Origin of the sequence: Candidatus Laterigemmans baculatus (genome assembly GCF_010367455.1) — a bacterium.
Lineage (GTDB): Bacteria > Planctomycetota > Planctomycetia > Pirellulales > Pirellulaceae > Laterigemmans > Laterigemmans baculatus.
This window is the reverse complement of record NZ_WRPR01000036.1, coordinates 39,594-63,474: the sequence shown is the minus strand read 5'-3', so window position 1 is coordinate 63,474 and position 23,881 is coordinate 39,594. Positions and strand designations below refer to the sequence as shown.

Here is a 23,881-nt window from a genome sequence, read left to right as displayed (position 1 = left end):
AGATTCGCGATTTTTTCGCTCGAACCGGACAAAGGTTAAACCAGTTCCAAGTCGCACCTCACCCGTCAGAGACAGATCCGAATTTACCCGCCGATACCGCCACCAAGGATTCCGTAACCGAGCTGCCTCCAACAAGCCGGGCAGCGGATGAAGGATCGTTGGATCGATTGCAAATCATCAAGAACCGCTTGGCAGCCCAACTCGAAAATTCTCGCCGATAAACCATTCGAATGACAGCAGCAACCATGCAGGAGACCTCAGCGACGACGGGTCGGTCGGTGGTCAGCGACAAGCACTGCGTCTTTCGCGTGGGCTCCTCCTGGCATTCGATGCTCGCGACCAGCATCCGTGAGGTCACGATGACGCCGGTACTCGTGCGGGTGCCGGGAAGCGATCTACTCTTGGCTGGGCTGTGCCATTTTCGCAACGAGTTTATCCCGGTTGTCGATCTCAATCCGCTTCTGGAGAACACTTCCATAACGCGTCGGGCCGCCGGAAAAATGCTCGTCATCGGCGGTGCGGGGGGGAATTGGGCGCTGCTGGTCGATGAGGTCATCGCTCTGGAATCGCTCGAGACTTTGGTCCACGGCGATGCTCGGTCCCATGACGGCGGGGCGACGGCTGTCTTGGGAACGGCAACGTTTCGCGATCAAGTGGTGCGAGTGCTCGATCCCAACACCCTCTATCGACGCGCTGAGCAGCGGCTGCGGAGTGGCTGGTCGAACCTATCACAGCCACTCGCTCAGTCATCGACCGCATCGCGGGCTGCCACTGCCACTGGGGCCGCTATCGCCGCAGGGGCCGCTATCGCAAGCGGGGCTGAATGATGAAGATTCAAACCCTCTTTCTTTTCAGCCATGCGACGACCGCAGCCGTGGCGGTTTTGGCGTTTGGCGTTGCCGAGCGATTTCAAAGTGGAGCGTCGGCGTGGGGTGCCGCGGCGATCGCGGCGAGTGGAGCCGTGGGGGGAATTGCCTTTTTCCTGGCGACACGATTCCGCAGCCATCTCGCTGTATTGACCGCTGTCGGCGCGAGTCCCGGCAGTGCGTCGACCGCCGCCACTGGCGTCGCGGAAATCGACCACACGGCGGCCAAGCTCACCGAGCAGGCGGCGCGGTGGGATGAAATGGCGGCCAACGGACGCGAGCAGATGCGGGATGTCCAAGCGGTGTTGATGCTGCTCAATCGACGCGGAGGCGGGGGGCAAGTCAACGGTGCCGAACTGCGCCAGGTGCTCGGCAGCATCGGTCAGACCTTGCACGGGAATCTCGACCAGATGGAACAGAGCGCCGCGGAATTGGCTCGCTGCACGCAAGAGATCGCCGAGGGTGCGGAGATTCAAGGCAACGCGGTGATCAAAACCAGCACCTACGTGGAGCAGCTCTCCAGCAATATCGACCTGATTTCTGACAATACCAAACTCGTTCAAGAAGCGATTCTCACAACCCGCACATCGGCTCGGGAAGGTTTGCAGCGACTGGCCGATTTGCTGCAAGGGATGGAACGGATCCGCACGCACTCCCTGGCCAACGAAAAGAAACTCCGCGGCCTGAACGATCCGTCGCGACAGATCAGCTCCATCGTCGCCACGATCGGCGACATCGCCGCTCGCACCGATCTGCTCGCGCTCAACGCCTCGATCGAATCGATCCGAGCCGGTGAGCATGGCCGAGGGTTCGCCGTGGTGGCTGACGAAGTTCGCAAGCTGGCCGAGCAGACCGCTCAGGCCAGCCGGGAGATCGCGGGGCTGATCGAATCGATCCAGCTCGCGACGCAGGAATCGATCACGGGGCTCATCCGAGAGCGGTCCGACGTCGAGGCGGAAGTCAATCGCGCCGCCGCCCTTGAGACTGCTCTCAAACAGATCGGCCAAGCGGCCGAGGGGGACGCTTCGCGGGCCGGGGATATCGCTACGGCGGCCCATCAGCAATTGCAACTCATGCAAGACGTGGTTCTGGCCATGGAGCAAATCTCCAACGTCGCCAAATCCAGCCGCAGCCGCGCCGAGAACGCCTGCTGGACTATGAAGACGCTGTCCAAGATCCGCACCCAAATCGACGCCTCAATCGACCAGCTGAGACGATGCTCCGATCGGCATCGCAATGAGCCCGCCGATCAGCTCGCCATCGAGCCGCCGCCGCTTCCCGTGGGAGTGGAGATTCCATGAGTTGGGACGCCGTGAACTCGAGCGCCGAGGATTTTTGGGATGCGGCCATCGACCCTTGGGGAGCCTTTGCCGCGACCGAAGACGGTGAGTGCGAGGGCGAAGCAGACGCGTGCGAAGCGGACGGGGCTGGCTTGGATGCTCCCTCGCAGCAGGAAATTCGTGAGCTGCTCGCGGAACTGGTTCGCTCGGACGATCCGGCCGCTTGCTCCGCCGCGGAGCCCCGCGACGCATCCCCAACCAACCCCATTCCAGCCAACCCTGTCCCAGTCAGCTCAGCGACCCATGAGTCCGCGTCTTGGGAGTCAGCACCCTGGGAGTCAGCGGCGGCAGTGGAGCTCGATGCCGAGATCCGCGAAGCCTTTCTCGACGACGCAGGCCGCTGCCTCAGTTCGATCGAAGAGGCGGTACTAAAGTTCGAAGCTCAGCCGGAAAACCGAGCACCGCTGCAGCAGATCTGCCGCGAGCTGCACACGCTCAAAGGGGCTGCCGGAAGCGTTGGGTTGGCGAGTTTGGCCGGTGAGCTCCACCGCTTCGAAGACTCGCTCCGCGACAGCCACCAAGCGTCCGCGGAGCTGCCGAGCGTCGAGCAGCTGTTTACTCGCTACGACGCGATCCGGCAGCAAATCGCAAGCGTCTCGGCCGGCGATGGGGGAGCCGCTGCCGAGGTGGAAGGACGCCCCGCGTCGCTGCCGGCTACTCAGCCGAGTGCGGGATCGGAGAGTGTTGCTTCGCCGCCAGGGATGTCGTTTGCCGACGCTGGGGGTGACGATGAGACGGTGCGGGTTAAATCGTCCCAGTTGAATCGGCTGATGGATATGCTGGCCGAGCTGGTGATGTTACGGAACCGCCGCGACAGCGAACTCAGCGAACTGAAGGGCATCCACCGCGACTTGCTCGACAGCGTCTCTCGGCTTCGCGCGGTCGGTGATCCGGCGACCGGCGATCTGCTGGAAACCGCCCAGCGGCTGCGCGATTGCTACCAGCCGGTTGCCGAGGGAAATCAAGCGGTTTCGCAGTTCATCCGCCAATTCCGTCAGGAGCTGGTCGAGCTGCGACGGATGCCCGTTTCGGGACTGTTCCGCCGCCTGCAGCGCGTCGCGAGCGACGCGGCCCGGGCCGAGAAGAAGCAAGTCCGCCTGCGGTTGATCGGCGAAGACGCGGGGATCGAGCGGGCGATGCAGGAACGGCTCTATGAACCCCTCCTGCACATCGTCCGCAATGCCGTCAGCCACGGAATCGAAGAACCGCACGAGCGGCTCCGGCAAAGCAAAGAGGAGGTCGGTGTGGTCACGCTTGAGGCACTGACCAGTTCCGAATTGTTGGTGCTGGAGATTCGCGACGACGGGCGGGGGCTGAACTACGACGCGCTCCGCCGCCGAGGGATCGAGAGGGGGCTGCTCGATCCGACCATGGCAGCCACTCGCGAAGAATTAGCACAGCTGATCTTCCATCCCGGATTCTCCACCCAACAAGCCGCCAGCCAAGTTTCCGGTCGCGGCGTGGGGATGGATGTGGTGGCCGCGGCGATCGCACGAATGCGGGGCTGGATCGAAATCGATTCCACGCCTGGGCGCGGGACCACCTTTCGACTGACTTTCCCACTCCCCTCGGTGATCCAGCACACGATGGTATTCCGGGCGGGCGGACAGATTTTTGCCCTTCCGATGCAGTTCGTGCAGGCGGCTGGCAGTGCGGTGGACAAAGTCCGCGCAGTGCCCTTTGCAACGTTATTTAGTGAGTCTGAGACTGCCGGTGATGATGTCGGGCCGACCCAGATGTTGGTGCTGGCGTCTCCCAGCGGACAATCTTCCACCAGTGGTGCGGCCGACGCGCGTCCTTGGTCGCTGCTGGTCGATGAGATTCTGGGTCCCGAGGAAGTCGTCGTTCGCCCCTTGCCATCGCTTCTAAAACATCACCCATTCTGTTCCGGGGCGACACTCTCAGGGATGGGAGAAGTCGTCTTAGTGTTAGAAAAAAGACGGCTGATGGAACGGGTCGTCCGCATGCAACAACAGAGGGAAAGCCATGAGTCATAAGAAAATCCTCGTCATCGACGACAGCGCGACGATCCGGAAACTCGTCGACACCCATCTGAGCGCTGCGGGTTATGAGCTGTTTTTGGCTCCGACCGCGGAAGACGGTCTCCGCATGGCCGAGGATGTTCGTCCCGACTTGATCCTGCTGGACCACCAGTTGCCGGGCACCACTGGCTACGAGGTCTGCTGCCGGCTGTGCGAATCGCCTGTCCTGAAGCTGATCCCCGTCGTTGTCAGCTCGACGCTCCGCAACCGGGCTTACGCCGAATACACCGAGATGTCCAACGTCGTGGACATGCTCCCCAAACCGTACACCGAGGAGCTACTCCGGACGACGGTCGCCAATGCGTTGGAAACCGCGGCGATGATCGTCGCCTCCCAGACGCAAGGAACCGCGGTTCCTGAAGTGATCGCGACGGTCGGCGACACCGACTTGGCGGGCTCATTCGCAATGTTCGGACTCCGAGAGGTATTAGATTTCCTCAATAACGGAAACAAGAGTGGAGTGCTCGAAGTCGAAGCCGAGCGGACGCGAATCTGGTTCTACTTGAAAGAGGGAAGTATCCAGGGAGTTTCGGCGACCGGGCTCCGGGAACAGGAGGTGGAGAGAATCACTGCCGGCTTGCCGCAAGCGATCGAGAACCTGGCTCCGGTTTTGAAGCTAACGCTCGAAGGTCGCAGTGGAGCCGAGGTCGATGGTTTCCTCCAGTTGCTCAACCGCAAGGTGCTCGACCCTCGGCTGGTCACGAGATTGCTGTTGTATCAGGCGGCGATGCTCGTCCGCCTGGCGTTTACTCGACGCCTGACGGGATTTCGCTTCGAGGCGGGCCGGGCGGCGCCGGCCATGTATCGCAGCCTGCCGCTGGACATCAGCCTGCTGGCTTTGCTGGTCGAGGGTGCGGTGCACGACGATCCAGCCGGGCTTCCCGTGGAGGCTTCGGAGACGACATTCGTCCGGCGGGCAATTCGGGGCCAGAACCTGGACCGAGCGGGCCTTGCCCCTCGTCACATGAAAATACTCGGCTTGCTCTCCGAGCCTCGCACGGTCGCCGAGCTGGCCGGTCTCCTGCAGTGGGAACCGCTGGAAGTCCGGCAAGTGCTGAACGGTTTCGAGCAGGCTGAACTGGTGCAGACTGCAGCGCGGTCCGAGGGGGCCCGGGTGGTGGTCTTTGAATCCGACCCTCGCATCGCACAGCATCTCCGCACTGTCCTTGCTGAAACCGCCACCGGTTCCCAATTCAAAGTGGTCCGCGATCGATTGGCGTTGCAGCTGTTCCTGAAACGGGCCCGCCCCGAAGTCCTCGTGTTCGCCGCCGAAGATTCGGAGGCGTGCACGCAGATGCGAGAGCTGCTCGCAGCCGCTGCCGATCGGCTGAGCGACGCGAAATACGTTCTGATCACGACCGAAGCGGCTGCACGCGACGCGGCCGACGTGTGGCGGAAGCGTCTGGGAGTCGTTCCCCATCAGATTCTCGCACGCCCCTCCACCACGGAACAATTGTTAGCCGCGGTGGAGAAGGTATTAGAGAAGGTCGCCAAGGAACCATCGCGCGAAGTGGCCTCGCCCCAGCAAGTCGCTCCTGCCCGGGCGGTCAATCCTGCTCCAGCTGCCGCGGCATCGGCAGTGGCGAATCCGGTCACCGAACCCACAGCAGGAGTCCAATAAGATGAGCACCTCCACGACTCCACCCGCAGCACTCGTGGTGACGGCCGAGAACGATCGCGGCGAGCGTGCAATTCACCAGCTCGAGACGGGACGCAGTGTCTTGGTAGGCCGCTCCAAGGATTGCGGATTACGACTTCAGGGCGAGGAGCTGTCGGCTTGCCACTGTCTGCTCAGCTTCGAAAACGGGACGCTGTGGGTTCAAGATTGGGCGTCGCAGTCCGGAACGTTGCTCAACGGCCAACCGGTCGAGGCTAAGGTAGCCGTCGGACCGTCGGATGAACTCCGCGTCGGCGAGTACCGACTGACGACTGCCGCGGCGACCACTGGCATCGCTACAGCCTGGCTGCGCGGCGGGGATCAGCACGCCGAATCCGAGCCGAACAACGCGCTGCCGTCGCGGCGACCCGCTAAAGTCGAGTCGGGCGGGGAGCAAGACGCCACATGGGATCAGGACGCCGAAGCGGAAGCGGGCGATGCCACTGCGTCGGCGGAGGCAGCTCCGTTGTGGGGCGACGACGAATTGCTTGGCGACTTCGGGGACCGCGAGAGGGGCCGCACTCGCGGGGCGCTGGAGCCAGCGAGCTTCGAGCAGGAGACAATTGCCCTGCTGCGGGAAGAGATCGAATTACTGCAAGAGATGCTCGCCGAGCGCGATGCTCAGTTGGCTCAGCGCGATGCTCAGTTGGCCCAGCACGATGCGGCGTTCGACGAGTCAGCCGCGGGGATCGCCATCGCGGAGGAGGATGACGAAACCGAAGCCCTGCTGGCGCGGATGGAGCAACTGCTCGAAGAGGCGGCTCACGGCGACGAACGCGTGGCGTTGCTCGAAGAAATGCTGCGCGCGGCGGAGGAGGCGAATCAGGCGGAACAGGAAGAACGGCATCAGTTAGAAGCCTGGGTCGGTGACATCGAACGCCGGATCGCCCATCGCGACGAGCAGCGGGACGCCGAGGTCGAGGCGCTCCGCGCTCGGCTGGAGGAGGCGACGGAAGAACGCGAGCGAGCTCAGCTTCAACTGCAGCAGGCGGCTGCGGTGGGAAACGCACCGCAGCATTACGAACAGACGCTCGCCCGCCTGCAGCAACAAAACAAGGCGCTGCAAGAAAGAATCGCCCAGCTCATCAGCGAACGTGCCGGCCTCGCCCAGCAACTGGAGCAGAGTGGTTGCCGCGACGAAGAGGCCCTGCGGGAAGAGCGCGTGGCGCTTGCCCAGGAGCGGGCGATCGTCTCCCGCTTGCGAAGCGAACTGGCCAATAAACTCTCCGCCTTGGAAGAGTCGCCCAAACCACTCAAACCCGCGGAGTCGGATGCGGCGACGCGTCTGCAGGCTCTCCGCGAACACCTCCGCGAGATCCACAACGAAGAACAGCAAGCCTCCCCCAAGCCACGCAATCATGGCTTGAGCGGTCGGCTCTCACGGATCTGGAAACGCCTTGAGAATTGATGCGATGGAGATGGATACAACAACAAATCGATCCCACCCTGCGCCGCGGTCGGGGAATCTGGCGTCGGCGGCACCGGGGGCGTCGGCGGCTGAGCTCGGTCGCATCGCAGCCGATGTCGAAGCCTTTTTGGAACTTTGGGTGGGGCGTCTCGAGAAAGTGCTCGGGCAAATCGCTTCCGGTTCCACCGATGAACAGACCCAGCAAGAACGTTTGGTCCTGCAACAGCGGATGGCGGAGTTCGAACTCGCGCGCCGTCACTGGAACGAAGAACGGCGTCGCGACGTGCAGCAAATTCAAGAAACGACCGAACAGCTCTCGGCGGCTTGGGAACGCTTGGAGGAAGAGCAGCGGCGAGTCCTGCAGTCGCAAACTGGCGTGGCCGGACCGGGGGCTCCAGGGCCACGCCCGACGATCGACCGACCGCTGGTCCCGGCCAATCCGGCTCCGAGCCTGCACCCGCAGACTCCGCCACAACCCCACCCGGTCTCACCGCATCCGGCGTCAGTGAATGTGCCTCTTCACGCTCGCGCCTCCGAACCACCCGCGGGGGGCGAACTCCGCTCGAACGAGACCGCCTCGGCCGCGCGTGATCGAGCCGTGCGGCAGTTTCAGATATTGAGGCGTCAAGTCGGGAGTCTGCCCGGATAGAAACCGAGTCTTTTGCCAACATTGTCCACGCGATTTCCGCCGGATCCCTATCGTGTCACTCACTTCGCTTTTTGCCCAATCGGTCGCGTCACTCTGGCACCGCTCCTCTCCCGTCATGGCCGTTGCCCCGGAGGCTGCGTTGGCTTTTGCCGCGGCACCGCCCGATGTCCGTCGGCTGATCCGCGATCGCCGCTACTGCAAACTGCTCGCGGTCGATTCCGATCTCCCCTTCGAGGAATCGTCCAAGGCATTTGCCTGGCAGGCGGTCGAGCAGGAGATGGCGCTCGTGCCGGCCGGCGAGGTCCGGTTGGCGACGAGTCTCGCCGCAACGGCCGGATGGGTCCTCGAAGCCAATGCGAATGCGTTTTGTAGCGATCGAGTCGAAACGCTCTACCTCGATCGGTATCCGGTGACGAATGCCGACTTCGCCCGGTTCGTCGCAGCCGGTGCCTACGAAGAGGCTGATTACTGGCCGGAGGAAGTGTTGCCGAACGTATTGCAGTTCGTCGATATCACGGGCCATCCAGGACCTCGCTATTGGTCACAGGGACGACCCGACGCCAACAAATTGAATCATCCGGTCGTTGGGGTTTGTTGGTATGAGGCGAATGCTTATGCCGTCTGGGCGGGCAAGCGGCTGCCGACATCGGCCGAGTGGCAGCGGGCCGGAACGTGGTCCAGAAGCAGCAGCAGTGCGCAGCTTCGCTACCCTTGGGGCAACGCATTTGATCCCCGCAAAGCGAACCTTCGCGCGGCCGGGATTCTTGATACGGTCGCCGTCGATGCCTTTCCCGAAGGTCGCTCGCTCAATGGGGTCCAACAGTTGATCGGCAACGTATGGGAGTGGGTGCGCGATCTATTTCACTTGGAAGTTAGCGATGAGATTGCCGTTGTCTTCGACCAGCCGATGGCTGAAGTCCGTGGGGGAGCGTTTGATACGTTTTTCCAATCCCAAGCGACTTGCCAATTCCGCACCGGCCAACCCTATCTGCATCGAAGCTCGAACGTTGGATTTCGCTGCTGTATCTCCGACGGTCGACTCGCTCCCTTGCCCGACTCCATGGACTCCTCCGAGGGAATTGCAAACGCATGATTACGGCACCTCCTCATGATGACTATGCGCCATCGCTCGGCAATCTGAGCTGTGCGAGCTGTGGATTTGACATCTCCGACTACGAAGGCTCCTGTCCCGATTGTCAAACCCCCGTGGAACTCTCGCGGATGATCGCCACGCGAGGGATCCCCCAGCGGTTCGTCTCGGTGCTTGGAGCGAGCGGTGCGGGGAAGACGGTTTATCTCGGCTTGCTCTTGGACCTCCTCAATCGTGGAGAGAACCATCTCAAGGGTTTAGCCAACGATGCGTTTTCCGTCGCTCTGCAGGAGCAAGTCGTCACGGCGCTCGAGCATCGCGTCTTTCCCGATAAGACACCTGCCGAAGCCGATGCGTGGAAGTGGGTCCACTGTGAGATCACCTCGGGAGAAAAAGAACGACTGAAGCAGATCGACTTGGTGGCACCCGATTTTGCCGGCGAAGCGATCGCAATGGAGATCAGCCAGGCTGGCCTTTATCCAGCGATTCGGGACGTCGTCAAAAAGTCGCAAGGGTTGTTGATCCTGTGCGACTCGCTGAAGGTGCGGGACGCGGGACCTGGCGAAGATTTATTCGCTATGAAGTTGGCCTCTTACATTGCCCAGCTCCACGCTTCGGGAAAAGAATCGGATCGCAAGCGTCAAGATATTCGGGCGGCAATCGCCGTGGTCTTCACGAAGTCGGACGTTTGCCCGGAGGCTCGAGAAGATCCCGCATTGTTCGCGGCCAACAATATGCCGAGGTTGGCGGAATTTTGTCGCAGGACGTTTGGGAAACATGCCTTTTTTGCGGCCAGCGTGGCGGGCAGTACGGGCATGCTTACCGATCGCTCGGGACGGCAGCGGCAGATCCCCCTGCATATCGAACCGCACGGAATTCTGGAGCCGCTCGAATGGATCGTCGCCAACTGCTGATCCAGGGGCGCCGAGGGCACGATGGAGGCAGCTACGATGCAGGCGGGTACGATGCAGGTTGAACAAGCGATCTTTGCTTCCGCCGACAAGGGAGTGATGAAAGGCTATCAGCTCGTCTCTCAGTCTTCCGGAATCGATCGTCGCTTGGCTCAGGAACTTTGTCGCTGGGCGCCGTCGCATGCCGCGCTCGCCGGGGAAGAGGAAAATGCATCGAGTTGGAATTACTTTCCTGCCGGGGACGACTGGGTCGCAATCACGCGGACGACCTACGGCGGACCGGAGTACAGCCGCCGAGGTGGCCGACAGGTCGTCACGATGATGGTGGCGATGCAGCTAGAACAGTTTGCCGGCTACGCATTCAACCCTCTGGCGGTGGCCAAAACGGCGTTTGCTTTGGGGCATTTGCGGCTGCGCGCCGTGGTGCCGGAGGCGTTGCCGACGATCACCCTGCCCCGTCGCTCGTTCGACCTGCTGGCTGAAGCCTCTCCGCTGGATGTCGGGGGAGCCGCCGCTTCCGGTGGAAGGACCGCTGTTCCGCCGCTGCTGAGCAAGGTGGTCGAGCTGTTGCGGAGCGAGCAACGGGTGGCGGTCGCGGGAGTTCGCGATCCGCTGGCAGCGTTTGAAGAGTTGATCGCGAGGATTCCGCTCGACGAGCGACCCGGAGTGAGCTTCACGACCGGCCTCAAACCCTCGGCTCGGCGACCATTTCGGCTGCACTTCCTCACCACCAGCGATCACGCCCTGAGGCGGGTGCTCGCGACCCAAGGGATTCAGTGCCTCCCCGAGCCGGGCAAACCGCTCGCCACCCTCGGCTAGACATCGGGGTACAACGTTTGGGAGTCGCCGGAGAGCGATTGAACCACATAGACATCCCGCCCCCGGCAATTGACCAGTGGGCGGATCTCGTCGCTATTCATCGCCAGGCCTCGAGGTGGTGCATCAGGGTTGCTCGTCCGGGCGTCCTTTTTGCGAGTGTGCAGCGGCTATACCAACCGGCGGTCTCGAATTTGGTTGCTCCGCCGACCAAAATGCTCCATAAACCAAAGGGTTCCGAAGGACGTATTCCGCACCCCGAGACGTCGCGCAGCTCCCGCCATTCACTCCCCACCCACAGGCTGCTGACATGTCCTGCCTCCGCACCGCTGTCGCGGTTGGTCTTCTAATCCTGGGCAGTTGGGTCACAGCGGCTGAGCCTCCCTTGCCCACGATACGCGCGGTGGAGGCTCAACCCTTCAAAGCCCAAGCCAAACGGGTCGCCGCTGCGCTCGAGTTCCTCGGCTCGCCGCTCACCGACCAGCAGCGCCAGCGGCTCCAGGAGGCGAACGACGAAGCCGACCCGCGCGAGGCCACCGAGCAACTCCAGCAGATTTTCGATGAGCGAGTTCTGGCGGTCGTAAATATCAACCCCGAGAGTCGCGTCAAAGTTTCCACTGGGCCGGCAAGCCGTCGGTTGGTGGAGCAGGGCTGGACCGTGTTCCTGGTGAAGGTGCACAACCAAGCGGGGGTCACGGCGAGCCTGAATGTCAGCAGCCCCCATGCCGCACCGGTCTACAAACGCTCGACCGGTGACAAGGATCCCGAGCCCGAGATTGGGCCCTCCGACGTGCTCGACCGGTGGATGGACGTCGATCTGTTCGACGAAAGCCCGCTGCAGCCAAATCTCAGCGGTTTGGAAGTCGAATACCGGCTGCTGTCGATCTACAGCCGCGATGCGGGTAAACGCGAAGCGTCGTTGGTGTTTGACGTCGGTCAGGGAACGCAAGATCTGGGGTTCCGCAACGAGCTGCCCGTCTTGTTCGAGTGTCAGCCGGCGGTGCGAGTTCGGCTGGATGTGTTGGATGACGATGGCCAGCCCACCACCGGCCAGTTCGTCTTTCGCGACGCGAGCGGCCGGGTCTATCCGGCCCGCTCGCGACGGCTAGCGCCCGACTTCTTTTTTCACGATCAGATCTATCGGCACAGTGGCGAAGAAGTCACGCTCCCTCCCGGCCAGTACGAAGTTACCTACACGCGTGGTCCGGAATATCGAATTCTGAAGCGGACGATCACGGTTCCCGATGCCGAAACGCATGAAGAGTCTTTCCGGCTGGTGCGGTGGATCAAAATGGCGGACTACGCGTGGTATTCTGGCGACCACCATATCCACGCGGCCGGATGCTCGCATTATGAATCGCCCACCCAAGGCGTGGCTCCACCGGACATGATGCGGCACATCCTGGGCGAAGACTTGAACGTTGGATGCGTTTTGTCCTGGGGGCCGTGCTGGTACTATCAAAAAGACTTTTTCGACGGTGCGATCCATCCGTTGTCGGGGCCGAGCCACTTGATGCGGTATGACGTTGAGGTCAGCGGCTTTCCCTCTTCTCACGCCGGCCATCTCTGCTTGCTGAACTTAAAAGAGGATGACTACGAGTATCCCTCGCCCGTCGAATTCGACTGGAGCTATGCGGCTGCGAGCGGCCACTTCTCCGGGACGAAAACCAAACAAGTGGGCGAGTGGCCTTCGTGGGACTTGCCGGTATTAGCATGGGGCAAGCAGCAGGGCGGGATCGTCGGGTTCTCACACAGCGGCTGGGGGCTGCAGGTTCCGGGAGATGAACTGCCGAACTACAACCTGCCCAAATTCGATGGAATCGGTGCGAATGAATACATCGTGGATGTCACGCACGGCGTCTGCGATTTTATTTCCGCCGTCGATACGCCGAGTGTGTGGGAGTTAAATATTTGGTACCACACTCTAAACTGCGGCTACGATTGTCGAATCAGCGGCGAGACTGATTTTCCTTGTATCTACGGCGACCGTGTTGGATTGGGGCGGTCCTATGTAAAGCTGGGTGAGGACGAGCCGTTGACCTACGAAAGCTGGATCGAAGGAATTCGCGACGGCCGCAGTTATTGCAGCGACGGGTTGAGCCACTTGATCGATTTTCAAGTCAATGGCTTGGGAGTGGGCGAACCGGGGGACGCGGGGCGAGCAAGCTATCTGGCGGTCAGCGGTGGCGAAAAGCTGAATGTGACTGCGAAAGTGTCCGCTCTGCTGGCGGAAACCCCTGACGAGACGATCCGCCGACGGCCGCTCGACCAAAAACCGTATTGGCACGTCGAGCGCGCCCGCGTGGGAAACACGCGTCGGGTCCCCGTCCAACTGGTCGTCAATGGAGAACCGGTGGAACGCAAAGAGATCCTGGCCGATGGATCGGTGCAGGAGGTGGCGTTCGAGTACACGCCCGATCGTTCCAGCTGGATCGCGCTCCGGATTCTCCCGAGTGCGCACACGAATCCCGTATTCGTTGAACTCGACGGAAAACCGATTCGCGCCAGTCGTCGCAGCGCCCAGTGGTGCTTGGACGCCGTCGACATCTGCTGGAACGCAAAGAAGGAAGCGATCTATCCGCGCGAGCGAGCGGCAGCCGAAGCGGCCTACCGGCAGGCGCGGGAATCCTACCAGCGGATCTTGGCTGAGACGCTGCCCTAAGTCCCATCGCTCTCCAATACTTGCATCCGCACCCCAAGCTCTGAATCGTTCCGATTCGTATAAAGGCAAGCATGCCCGCCGCGATGTTGCTCCGTTCTCACCGCCCCGCTCTCGGCATCCGCCGCGCCGCCGTCTGCGGAGTGATCCTTGCGATGTTCGCATCGGGCGGCGATGGGCGGCTGCGTGGGGAGGAAGCGAGGGCGGCTGTGGGAGGATCGTCCTCGGCAGCGACCGCGGATTTCGCTCGGGACATTTATCCACTGCTTCGCCGCGCGTGCTTTGAATGCCACGCTGGGGACCAGCAACAAGGCGGTCTGCGATTGGATACTCGGGAAGGGGCCTTTGAGAGCGATTCGATGATCGTTCCCGGCCAGCCCGAGGCGAGTGAACTGGTGCGGAGGATCTCGCTGCCGCACGGAGACAGCGAGATCATGCCGGCGATCGGTCAGCCGCTGCCCCCGAGTGCTGTGGAGCGGATTCGAAGCTGGATCGCCGACGGAGCAGCCTGGCCGGAAAAGCTGGAGCTCGCTCCCCACTGGGCATACCAGAAGCCGGTTCGGCCGCCGGTACCGTTGCCTCTTGCGCCTTCGCCTCTCGAGAGCGGGTGGCCGCGAAACGAGATCGACGCCTTCGTCCTCACGCGCCTCGAGCAAAGCGGCACCCGCCCCTCGCCGGAGGCGGCTCCCGAGGAGTGGGCCCGCCGGCTGTACCTCGATCTCACCGGGCTGCCGCCGGCGCCCGCGGAACTCGACGCGTTCCTCAACGATCCCTCGGACGATGCTTACGAGCGACTGGTCGATCGCTTGCTGGCCGAGCCCGCTTTCGGCGAACGCTGGGCCCGGCCGTGGCTCGATTTGGCCCGGTACGCCGACTCGCACGGCTTTCAGCGGGACGACCTCCGCGACCTTTGGGACTATCGCGATTGGGTGATCGACGCACTTAATGCGGACATGCCGTTCGACCAATTCACCGTGGAGCAGATCGCTGGCGACCTGATCCCTGGAGCCTCGGAGTCGCAGCGCATCGCCACCGGGTTTCATCGCGCGGCACCGATCAATGTCGAGGCTGGCTCGATCCCTGAAGAAACCCGCGTGAACCAGATTATCGACCGGGTGAACACCACGGCGACCGTCTGGCTCGGCACGACGCTCGAGTGCGCCCAGTGCCACGATCATAAGTACGACCCGTTCTCGCAGCGTGAGTACTTCCAGCTGTTCGCATTTTTCAATAGCACGGAAATCGAGGCAGAACGGCAAGACCCGAAAGTCCCTAGCTCGATTGCCTTCGTCGGCCCCACGATGCCGCTGACCTCCAAATGCCGCGATGTCGATCAAGGCATGGCGGCGCTCGTCCGAGATCTCAAGCAGCGGGGAATGCTCGACGACACGCTGGTGATTTGGGGCTCCGAATTCGGCCGCACGCCCCTGCGGCAGGGGGCCGCGAAAGGGGCTAAAGCGAAGCCGGGCCGTGACCATCATAAGGACGCCTTCACCATCTGGCTCGCCGGTGGGGGAGTCAAGCGAGGATTCTCCTACGGCACCACCAATGATTTCGGGTTTGATGTCGTCGACGGTCCGGTTCATGTGCATGATCTGAACGCGACCGTGCTGCATTTGCTGGGACTCGACCACGAGCGGCTGACTTACAAATACCAAGGCCGCGAATTTCGCTTGACCGACGTTCACGGACGTGTCGTGACTGAACTGCTGGCTTAACGAGCGCTCGCCCCTATATGATCTCCCCCCGCAGCCTGGCCGTCGCAATCGCTCTCGCCGCGACTCTTCCCTGCGCGGCGCAGCAAACGACCGCGGAATCCCCGGTCGTCGAACCGAACGTCGCTGAAACTCCAGCGGTCGAACGCATCCCTGGCGGCGGGTCGTTGCTGCGGGTCATTGCCGCCGACCGGCTTTCGATTTCGGTCTACAGTGCCGAGACGTCGAGTTTTGCGCAAGTGAAGTTTGCGACTCCCCTGCCCGACGATCTGCGGCTGATCGCTGAGAATGACTTTGTGGTTTTCCAAGTGGGACGATCGGTATATGCGATCAACCCGGTTGCTGGGAAATGGGCGCGCCTTGAACTATCGGTCGACGCTCCTGTGAAGCTTCGCCTGCATCGGAATTTTGTGATCGCGCTAGACGATCGGGGCATGTTCGTATTCGGTCGCAAGGCGAGCACTTGGCAAGGCATCAACCGAGCCACCGGAAAGCCGCTGGTGGCTGAGAAAGTGGCGGAATGAGGCATCCGAAGTCGGCGAGGCCATTACGGCTTCGCTTGCACCAGTGGGTCGAGGAACTCGAATAATTCCTTGGTGGCCGGGTCATCGGGAAGTCCGAGATCTGCGTTGAGTTTGTTGTGCGTCGTCTCGCGAGCCCCAAATACTTTCACCGGGACTCGGGCGGCTTCCAGAACATTGGCAAGACGCCGAGCTTGGGCGGTGACGTCGGGATGCCCCGCCACGTGCAGAATCAAAAATGGTGGGATGCCCTTCCCCTCGGCGACATGCGTCACCGCAGAAAAATCGATATGTTTTTCTGGATCATTACCAAATTTGACGCGGTGTCCCACACGCGGCAGCGGCAGGCCGTGGAGCGTCTGGCGAAGTTCGGCCGTGTGAATGATCGCCGGTATATCGTACGTGTCTCCGTCGACCGGGACGCAGCCGCGTAAAGCGTCGAAGGGAACCCCTTCCGCTTTGAGATAGCGGTCGTCGATGCAGAGCAGCGCGGCGAGTTGGGCTCCGGCGGAATGCCCCATCACGAAGATCCGCTGCGGATCGCCACCATAGTCGGCAATGTTTTTGTGAACCCAACCGAGCGACTTGGCAACATCTCGGATCAGAACCCCCATCTCCACGTCTGGGAGCAGGCGGTAGTTGGTCGAGACGAACACGAAGCCGCGTTCCGTAAACACTTTCGGTTTGAGCTGCACATCGGTTTTATCGCCGGTCTGCCAACCGCCGCCGTGAATCCAGAAGATAACCGGCTGGCTTTCCGCACCCACGGCCGCATAGATGTCGAGGGCCTGCCGCGGATGGGCCGGCGCTGCGTAGGGGATGTCCGACTTCTTGTCTTGGGCCTGTGCGACCGACAGGAGGAGGAGATAGACCAGGACCGTACGCATCGGGATGACCTCCAGGGCGATGGATCGGATTCGCTCGCGAAGAGCGACACCCGATATCGTAGCCGCAGCGGAAGCCTGCTGCGGCACAAGCTGCAGCCACGAAGGCCGCAATCGAGGTGCGTCCCTTTCTCTCCACGAGCTCATGCTCACGGATTACGTAGAGACGGGAGAACCACGAAGAGCAGGAAGAGCACGACGAAAGGGTGGGGAGTGAACCGCGGATAGCACAGATAGCACAGATAGCACAGATAATTGGCTGTGGATCTCCTCTTCCATCCGCGTTCTCCGTGTTATCTGCGGTGCGCCCCCCCTCCGCGCATCCATTCGTTCGATGCGCGTCACTCGCGGTTGTTTCCCCGGTTAGATCCGGACAGAGATTCCGTTAGCGTCAGCAGGTTTCAGGCTGAGCGCCAGCCCCGGAGGGGGCGACTGTCGCCGCTAAGCGGCTGCTATCACGGGCCGTCCTTTGAGCCGGAGGCGCTAGCCTCGGGCCTCGTCGCCCCGGAATTCTCGCTGCAGCACCCGCAGCTAGCGCCGTCGGCTCAGGGGGGGCTGACAGAGCCTAGGGGGCGCTACTTTCGCGGAGCGAAAGGCGACTATGGAGAGAAAGGTGGGCGATGAGGGATTCGAACCCCCGACTTCCTCGGTGTAAACGAGGCGCTCTAACCAGCTGAGCTAATCGCCCTGGAGGCGGTGCCTGGGCCCCCGGGGGATCGCGGTGGTGGCGATCCGGTGGCGCAGCCCTTGGGGGTTCTGCGGCCCCGCTCGCGCGGAAGCGTGAGGGGCGGCACCGTCGACGCTCGATCCCGTTTGGCGACCGACGCAGCTGTGGGGTCGGCCGCTCGCGATCGGCGGTTCGCAGTTAATGGGCAGCGGGCGCGGCTAGTTGGCCAGCAACCGCGTGCGGCGGGAGCGACGCTCGGCTCGCAACCGCGAGCGACGACGCGTTTCGCTGGGCTTTTCGTAGTACTCTCGGCGACGCATCTCTTTCTTGATGCCGCTCCGCTCGACCAGCTTGCGGAAACGACGCACCGCTTCCTGAATTGTTTCGCGATCCCGAACCACTAACTTGACCATCGATTCTCCCTGGACATCACTCTGGAAGGTCCTCCGCGTGAAAGGAACCTGAGGACGGAAAACAGACACTGAGCCGCACAGCGTAGCAGCCCCCAATCAGGGTCGGCAACGCCAGAGACTCCCTTTTTCAGCAATTTTGAGCCTTTCCGCCCGGCCCTCAGCTTCCGCCTGGGCTTGCGGTGCAGCAGACGGCATGCCGGCCGGGAGTGGCGCGTGCCCTCTCCTCTCGCTTCTGCTTCTGATTCGGCTTCTGCTTCTGCTTCGGCTGGCGGGGCGGCGGCGGTCGAGGTGGCTCGCGAGGGAAGTTGCCTATCCGGTCGAACTTGCGTGGAACGTGAGGGTTGCCCGGCCTGCGCATCCTGAGCGACGCGACCTTTCGGAACCCGGATCGACCGCGCGGGCGAGCGTGGTCGATAGCTCTGGTGCGATCGGTTTACCACGAGATTCGCCCGAGGAACGCGGCAAGGATGCCGCGATGAAGCCCCGCTCATGTCGACCGTACCTGACGCTGTGGATGACGCTCCCGGACAACTCCTCCGGGAGCTCGAACGCCGCCAAGACGATGTGCTCGCCCAGCTCGATCGGCTCAACGAGCAGGTCGAGGCGGTGCTGGAGAAGCTGGGAGTGCGGCTGGATGGAGCCCCGGAACCGGTAGCCGAGCCGTCGACCGATGGGGAGGAAGTGGAACTGGCGGAGGCGGCCTGACGTACGGGCTTATTCTTCTTCTCGGGAGAGGGCTCCGCTGCGGCGGATGGCGCGCATCAGGCGAACCATCTCGAGCAGGCTGAGAACGGCGCCGGTGAGCCCGAACAGGCTCAAGCGATGCATCCCTAAAAAAGTCGACTCGGGGAACAGCAGCGGCGGCACTTGCTGGGCGAGCAGCAGGGCGGAACCCAAAAACAGGGCGCTGGCGATCAGCCCGAGGACGAGCCGGTTGACGGTCGGGCCGACGCGGATGTGTTCCAGGCTGACGCGCAGCCGCCCCTGCCGTACCTGCTCGAGCAAGCTCAGGAATTGATCCGGGGCGACTTCGAGGAAGTTTTCGGCTTCGAGGTAGATCCGCCGCGCTTGCTGGAGTCGTCGCTTCGGGTTCAGGCGGCGGAGCATCGCCCGACGGACGAACTGTCGCATCACGGTCAGCGTGTCAAAGTCGGCTTGCAGGCCCCGCAGCGTCCCTTCGAGCGACACCAGCATCTTGAGCATCAGGGCTGACTGATGCGGGAGCTTGATCCCATGGCGGTGGAGGATCGCCGAGAGGTCGTCGATCGCCGCACTGAGATCGAACTTGTCGAGTCCCTGCCGGCCGTAGGTCCCGATGAACTCCGAAACGTCGCTGGAAAAGGCCATATCGTTGATCTCGGCCGGGGCATTGCCAACCCGCTTCATCAATCGCGTCAGCGACCGCTGATCGCCGACGGTGGTCGCCACCATCATTTCCTCGATCGTCTCTCGGAGGCGATCGTCGATCCGGCCGACCATGCCGAAGTCGAGGATCCCCAGCCGGCCGTCCTCGAGCAGCACGAAGTTGCCCGGATGCGGATCGGCGTGGAACAGCCCGTAATCGAAGATCATCCGCATGTAGCATCGCGCCAGGACTTCGCCGAGCGCCCGCCGCGAGGCGGCCGAATCGGGCCGCCAGGGATCGCCCGCTTTCCAATCATCGACCCCGTCCGCGTGACCGATCACTCGCGGGTGACCGACCACTTCGGGGTGGCCGATCGCTTCGGGGCGGCCTATCGCTTCGGGTTGGCCGATCGCTTCGGGGTGGCCGATCGCTTCGGGTTGGCCGATCACTTCGGGGTGATGGGCCCTGTGCGGATGATTGACCGCTGGCGGCTCCTCGTACCGCATCCACTGGTTGAGCGATGCGCCGCGAAAGCGAGTCATCGTCAGCACGCGGCGGGTGCACAGATGGTCGATCGGAATCGGGATCGCGATCTCCGGCGTGTCGCGGAAGAACTCGGCAAAGAGCAGCAAATTCTGGTGTTCGCGTTCGAAATCGAGCTCGCGGCGGAGCATCGGGCTGAGTTGCCGCACCATCTCGACCGGTCCCCAGGCGGCGAAGGCCGGGACGCGTTCGGCCAGCTGCGCCAACCCGGCCAGCACGTCCAAGTCTTGGCGAACGATCGCTTCGATCCCGTCCCGCTGGATTTTCAACACCACGTCGGTGCCGTCGCGAAGCCGAGCCGCATGGACTTGGCCGATCGAGGCGGCCGCGATCGGTGTCTCATCGAACTCGACGATCTCCGACTCCATCAGCTCGCCGAGTTCTTCGGCCAGAATCCGGCGAATCACCTGCGGCGGGTCGGGGAGCACGTCGGCGCGGAGCGATTCGAGCTCTTCGGCCAACGTCGGACCGACCAGGTCGGGGCGGGCCGAGAGGGTTTGGCCGAGTTTGATGAAGGTCGGGCCGAGCTCGGTGAGCGCCTTGCGAATCCGCACTTCCCGCGATTGGCGCGTCAGCGGCAGCCCCTCGCTGTCCTTCAAATAATCGCGAAAGGGCAGCTGCGGAAAGTGGCTCAGCCACCCGGCGAGCCCATACCGCCGCAGCACCGCCAGGATTTCCTGCCAGCGGCGAAGGTTGCGGTACAGCTGCGGGATGGAGGTGAATTTCATTCGCGAGCAGAGTGAGTCGGTGGTCGAAGCCGGTGCAGTATAATTGTCGCCCTCCCCGTTCCCGACGAGCCGGGTGTCGGCAAGGGGGACAATCGCCCCGACAGCAGGCTCGGTGGGCGATTGCAGGGGATCTACCGTCTGTACCACTCGTTTGGCGGGTGGTCTTCGCGTCTCCTGACCCTCAAACTGCGAGGGACCCCTCGGGCGCTTCTAAACTGGGGAAGTGGGAGTGGGTCGGTCGGCTCACGAATCGAGAGCTCCAATGGAAACACGGATGCAGATCTGCTGGGAGAGAGCGTTGCCCACCGCACAGGCCCAAACCGGCCTCGAGCCAGCGATCGGCCTCGAGCCAGCGATCGGCCTCGAGCCAGCGATCGGCCTCGAGCCAGCGATCAGCCTCGAGCCGAGTGGCACTCGGCCAGGCGTCGCGCGGCCCAGCACTCGGCGGTGCGTCGTCCGGGAGACTGGTGCTTGGATGGTGCGGATCGCGTTGGTCGCGGTCTGCGCGATCGGAGCCGTGGGGACTGTCGGCGGGCCGCATGCCGCGGCGGTGGAGCGGGTTGTGTTTCGTCCCTATCCCGACAGCCAGGAGACGCTGGACGTCGTCGGTGAAGCGCTCGTCCGAGTGCCCAGCGGCGGGATGCTGCTGATGGCCGACGATGGCCAGTTATGGACGGTCCAGCCCGAGCGGCTGATTTCGCGGAAGAGCGACAACCAGCCCCTGGTGCCGATCGACCATCACGAGGCGGCCCAGCGGTTGTTGGCCGAGCTGCCCGCCGGGTTCCAGGTGCACCACACCGCGAACTACGTCATCTGTCACAACACGCCCGAAGAGTACGTCTCCTGGGTCGGGGGGCTGTTCGAGCAAATTCACCAGGGGTTCTACACGTACTGGAAGAACAAGGGCCGCAAGCTGCCGAAGGCGGAGTTTCCCTTGGTCGCGGTCGTGTTCGCCGACCAAAAAAGCTTCGCCGAGTACGCTCGGCCGGAGGTGGGGGAGTTGGTCAATTCGGTGATTGGTTACTATCACCTGCAGACCAACCGCATGACGACTTACTACCTGAAGGACAACGAGCGGCGGGTCGCCACGCTGGTGCATGAAGCGGTCCACCAGTTGGCTTACAACAGCGGACTGCAGCGGCGGATGGCTGACAACCCGTACTGGGTCAGCGAAGGATTGGCGACTTATTTTGAATCGCCCGATTTGAACAGCGTCCGCGGCTGGCGGAACATCGGAGCGATCAACACCGTCAATTTGGCCCGCTTCAATGCCTACCTGCGGAAGCGGCCCCGCGATTCGCTGACCACGTTGATCCGCGACGACTCGCGATTCCGCAATCCGGCCGAAGCGACGTTCGCGTACGCCGAAGCCTGGGCGCTGAATTACTTCCTGCTGCGGACCCGTGAGGAGCAGTACCTCAAATACCTCGACGAGTTGGCCGAGGGTCCGCTGATGTCCGAGCCCGATCCGCGGGCCCGCGTGCAGGCTTTTCAAGACGCGTTCGAGACCGACCTCGAAACGCTCGACCGCCAGTTCCTGTTGTACATGAACCGCTACGGCCGCCGGCGGTAGGGGAGCGGCGGTCATGCTCGTACTCGGAGCGAGCGGATTGCCGCAGGAGCGAAGGAACAGGAGAAAGCAGAGGCAACGGAGAAGCATTCCTCTGTTGACTCACTTGCCTCCTGTTCGACTTACGGTTTGTGTCAGGGTGGAAAGCCTGACGGACGGTTTTCAGGTGTCGATGATATCTTCCGGGGCGAGCAGGGGGAGTTCGTTCTCTTCGATCTCCTGGGCTTCGCGCCACGGCTTGCCGGCGCGGTAGCTTTCGAGCTCTTTCTCGAGCTGCTCGAGCTGGTCGTGTTTCTGCTCTTTGCCGAGCTCGACTGCTTTGCTGGACCACTCGATGGCCTTTTCAAAGTCGCCCGTCTCGGCGTAGGCGGCTGCCAGCGTGCTGAGGATATGGGGCTCTTGGTGCTCGGTCAGTTCGGCGGCTTCGGTGGCCAGTTCGAGGGCGCGTTTGCCGTTGCGGAGATCGTCTTTGGGGGTCGTCGAGAGGACCCAGGCCAAGTTGTTGAGCAGCCCGGAGCGAGCCGTTTTGCTCATCGCATCGGGATCGAGGGCGGCTTCGGCATCGGGCGTCGCTTTGGTTTTGAGAGCCGCTTCGTAGTCCTCGATCGCTTTGGCGTGCTCGTTGACACTCAGGTACGCGTCCCCGCGCAGCCGGCGGGCCTGCCAGTGGCTGGGTCGGCGATCGAGGATCGCGGTGGCCGCATCGATGGCTTTCCGCGGACGCTGGTCGAGCTGATAGAAATTGCCGAGTTGCAGCGACCAGATGCTGTTCTCGGGCTGGCTTTGAGCGAGCAGCTGCATGTCGTTGATCGCGTCGGCGTAGCGTTCTTCCTGAGCGGCGATCAGGCTCCGCAAATAGATTCCACGGACGTTGCCCGGCTGCACCGCCAGGGCCGCGTCGACATCGGCTTTGGCGGCGGCGATATCCTCTTCGCGAAGTTTGGCTTCGGCGCGCAGGAGCAGCGCGATCGGGTTTTTGGGCTCGATGGCCAGTGCCCGTTCGAGATCCGAGAGAGCTTGTTCATGCTTGTCGGCTGCTCGCCGCATCTCGGCGCGAAGCAGGTAGAGGGCCGCGGTGGGCTGGGCCGTGATCGCTTCTTCGAGCACCGCTTCGGCGTCTTCGGTACGGTCGAGCTGCAGCAGCGTCTCCGAGGCGGCGACGGCAGCGGCGGTGTTGGTCGGGTCTTTCTCGAGCAAGGTTTTCAAGTCCGAGACGGCACCCTCGGGGTCATCGTTCTGCAGTCGCAGCAGGGCCCGGGCTTGGTAGGCTTCGGTGTTGGCCGGATCGACTTCGAGCGCCTTGTCGAGATCCTCTCGCTGTTTTTCTTTATCTTCTCGCAGGACGGCGCGGAGAACGTAGGCTTCGCTCTGTTTTTCCGCATCGTCGCCGAGCTTCTCGATCGCCGCGGTGGCCGCTTGAATTGCCCGCTCGGTGTCGCCCCCGGGGAGCGTATTGAGCCGCGCGATGAGCAGATGCCCATCGACCAGCGTGGGATCGTTCTCGACCGCTCGCTCCAGATCTTGGAGCGCTTCGCTGCGAAGCTCGTCCAGCTGATTCGCGTCGATCCGTCCGCGCATCATCCGCGCCACGATCGCTTGACCCTGCTGCAGCGAAATCCCGCCGAGCATCTTTTGGGCGAAGGCCTTGTTCTCTTCATCCAGCCCTTTGGCAATCGCCGATTCGACCAGGGCCGCGACTTTCTCCAAGTCGCCAATCGATTGGGCATCGATCTTGGCGACCATCGCTTCGTCGAGATCGGCCAGCCCTTCGTTCTGGGCGTAGCTGATCGACGGGACCGCGGTCAGAGCCAGAGCGGCAACGAGCGGAGCGAGCAAACGCAAGCCGCGCTGCTGGCAAGGCCGCAAAGAGCGCTGCAATACCGCCCCCGGGTGCTGGCCAGAAATGGGGCGGGGGCCAGTCAGCAAGCGGGGGCTGAAACGCAGGCGGGAGGCAGAAAGGAACAGCGAGGCCATGGGGGTTCTCCAGGCCGCGGCACGCGAGGGTCCGCAGCGGTGACATTGGCGAGTGCTAGTGCAAGCGGCCGCGGAATGATGGG

The 23,881-nt window shown here is 62.7% G+C and carries 19 protein-coding genes and 1 tRNA gene; 14 read left to right on the top strand and 6 right to left on the bottom strand.

The features are described from left to right. The first annotated feature begins 230 nt into the window (after nucleotides 1-230). From GNK13_RS07910 to GNK13_RS07870, 9 genes are all read left to right on the top strand, one after another. Complete coding sequence (locus GNK13_RS07910; protein WP_164101966.1) at nucleotides 231-827, top strand: chemotaxis protein CheW; 597 nt, start codon at nucleotides 231-233, stop codon at nucleotides 825-827. Further along, nucleotides 827-2,167 (top strand): methyl-accepting chemotaxis protein, encoded by a 1,341-nt coding sequence (locus tag GNK13_RS07905; RefSeq protein WP_164101965.1) that lies wholly within the window; start codon nucleotides 827-829, stop codon nucleotides 2,165-2,167. The genes GNK13_RS07910 and GNK13_RS07905 overlap by 1 nt, the downstream gene beginning before the upstream one ends. After that, nucleotides 2,164-4,203, top strand: a complete 2,040-nt coding sequence (locus GNK13_RS07900; RefSeq protein WP_164101964.1) for a chemotaxis protein CheA — start codon at nucleotides 2,164-2,166, stop codon at nucleotides 4,201-4,203. Before GNK13_RS07905 ends, GNK13_RS07900 begins: the two co-directional genes overlap by 4 nt. Next, nucleotides 4,193-5,869, top strand: a complete 1,677-nt coding sequence (locus GNK13_RS07895) for a response regulator (RefSeq protein WP_164101963.1) — start codon at nucleotides 4,193-4,195, stop codon at nucleotides 5,867-5,869. Before GNK13_RS07900 ends, GNK13_RS07895 begins: the two co-directional genes overlap by 11 nt. Before the next feature lies 1 nt (nucleotide 5,870). Then, complete coding sequence (locus GNK13_RS07890; protein WP_164101962.1) at nucleotides 5,871-7,313, top strand: FHA domain-containing protein; 1,443 nt, start codon at nucleotides 5,871-5,873, stop codon at nucleotides 7,311-7,313. A gap of 4 nt (nucleotides 7,314-7,317) precedes the next feature. Next, nucleotides 7,318-7,962, top strand: coding sequence for a hypothetical protein (locus GNK13_RS07885; RefSeq protein WP_203545348.1), 645 nt, complete (start codon nucleotides 7,318-7,320; stop codon nucleotides 7,960-7,962). Nucleotides 7,963-8,077: 115 nt separating this feature from the next. Further along, nucleotides 8,078-9,055: a formylglycine-generating enzyme family protein gene (locus tag GNK13_RS07880; RefSeq protein WP_164101960.1), complete on the top strand. Its 978-nt coding sequence runs from the start codon at nucleotides 8,078-8,080 to the stop codon at nucleotides 9,053-9,055. Then, the gene (locus GNK13_RS07875) at nucleotides 9,052-9,966 is read left to right on the top strand and encodes a TRAFAC clade GTPase domain-containing protein (RefSeq protein ID WP_164101959.1); all 915 of its coding nucleotides are present in this window, start codon (nucleotides 9,052-9,054) and stop codon (nucleotides 9,964-9,966) included. The genes GNK13_RS07880 and GNK13_RS07875 overlap by 4 nt, the downstream gene beginning before the upstream one ends. 21 nt (nucleotides 9,967-9,987) lie before the next feature. Next, entirely contained in the window at nucleotides 9,988-10,782 is a 795-nt protein-coding gene (locus tag GNK13_RS07870; protein WP_164101958.1) for a GAP1-N2 domain-containing protein, read from the top strand. On the opposite strand, the gene GNK13_RS21685 is transcribed toward GNK13_RS07870, so the two are convergent. Then, nucleotides 10,779-10,883, bottom strand: coding sequence for a ribose-phosphate pyrophosphokinase-like domain-containing protein (locus GNK13_RS21685; protein ID WP_164101957.1), 105 nt, complete (start codon nucleotides 10,881-10,883; stop codon nucleotides 10,779-10,781). The genes GNK13_RS07870 and GNK13_RS21685 overlap by 4 nt on opposite strands. A 281-nt stretch (nucleotides 10,884-11,164) precedes the next feature. Between GNK13_RS21685 and GNK13_RS07860 the strand changes: the two genes are divergently transcribed. From GNK13_RS07860 to GNK13_RS07850, 3 genes are all read left to right on the top strand, one after another. Beyond that, a complete protein-coding gene (locus GNK13_RS07860) occupies nucleotides 11,165-13,441 on the top strand; it encodes a CehA/McbA family metallohydrolase (protein WP_203328980.1) in 2,277 nt (758 codons plus the stop codon). 83 nt (nucleotides 13,442-13,524) lie between these two features. After that, a complete protein-coding gene (locus GNK13_RS07855; RefSeq protein WP_164101955.1) occupies nucleotides 13,525-15,156 on the top strand; it encodes a DUF1549 domain-containing protein in 1,632 nt (543 codons plus the stop codon). Between the two features lie 17 nt (nucleotides 15,157-15,173). Continuing rightward, on the top strand, nucleotides 15,174-15,677 hold the full coding sequence (locus GNK13_RS07850) for a hypothetical protein (RefSeq protein ID WP_164101954.1): 504 nt from the start codon (nucleotides 15,174-15,176) through the stop codon (nucleotides 15,675-15,677). Nucleotides 15,678-15,700: 23 nt separating this feature from the next. On the opposite strand, the gene GNK13_RS07845 is transcribed toward GNK13_RS07850, so the two are convergent. The 3 genes from GNK13_RS07845 to rpsU all read right to left on the bottom strand — a co-directional run bounded on the left by GNK13_RS07845 (nucleotide 15,701) and on the right by rpsU (nucleotide 17,638). Beyond that, entirely contained in the window at nucleotides 15,701-16,561 is an 861-nt protein-coding gene (locus GNK13_RS07845; protein WP_203328979.1) for an alpha/beta hydrolase, read from the bottom strand. A 611-nt stretch (nucleotides 16,562-17,172) separates the two neighbouring features. Continuing rightward, nucleotides 17,173-17,246, bottom strand: a tRNA-Val gene (locus GNK13_RS07840). A gap of 197 nt (nucleotides 17,247-17,443) precedes the next feature. Next, entirely contained in the window at nucleotides 17,444-17,638 is a 195-nt protein-coding gene (rpsU, locus tag GNK13_RS07835; RefSeq protein WP_164101953.1) for a 30S ribosomal protein S21, read from the bottom strand. 489 nt (nucleotides 17,639-18,127) lie between these two features. Here rpsU and GNK13_RS07830 point away from each other — a divergent pair, with 489 nt between their 5' ends. Next, nucleotides 18,128-18,343: a hypothetical protein gene (locus GNK13_RS07830; protein WP_164101920.1), complete on the top strand. Its 216-nt coding sequence runs from the start codon at nucleotides 18,128-18,130 to the stop codon at nucleotides 18,341-18,343. A gap of 9 nt (nucleotides 18,344-18,352) precedes the next feature. Here the strand turns inward: GNK13_RS07830 and GNK13_RS21680 are convergent, their stop codons facing one another. After that, nucleotides 18,353-20,254, bottom strand: coding sequence for an ABC1 kinase family protein (locus tag GNK13_RS21680; protein WP_235934925.1), 1,902 nt, complete (start codon nucleotides 20,252-20,254; stop codon nucleotides 18,353-18,355). A 262-nt stretch (nucleotides 20,255-20,516) separates the two neighbouring features. On the opposite strand from GNK13_RS21680, the gene GNK13_RS07820 reads away from it, so the two are divergent. Next, complete coding sequence (locus GNK13_RS07820) at nucleotides 20,517-21,827, top strand: DUF1570 domain-containing protein (protein ID WP_235934923.1); 1,311 nt, start codon at nucleotides 20,517-20,519, stop codon at nucleotides 21,825-21,827. 159 nt (nucleotides 21,828-21,986) lie between these two features. Here the strand turns inward: GNK13_RS07820 and GNK13_RS07815 are convergent, their stop codons facing one another. Next, the gene (locus GNK13_RS07815; protein ID WP_164101952.1) at nucleotides 21,987-23,798 is read right to left on the bottom strand and encodes a tetratricopeptide repeat protein; all 1,812 of its coding nucleotides are present in this window, start codon (nucleotides 23,796-23,798) and stop codon (nucleotides 21,987-21,989) included. Between the last annotated feature and the right edge of the window lie 83 nt (nucleotides 23,799-23,881).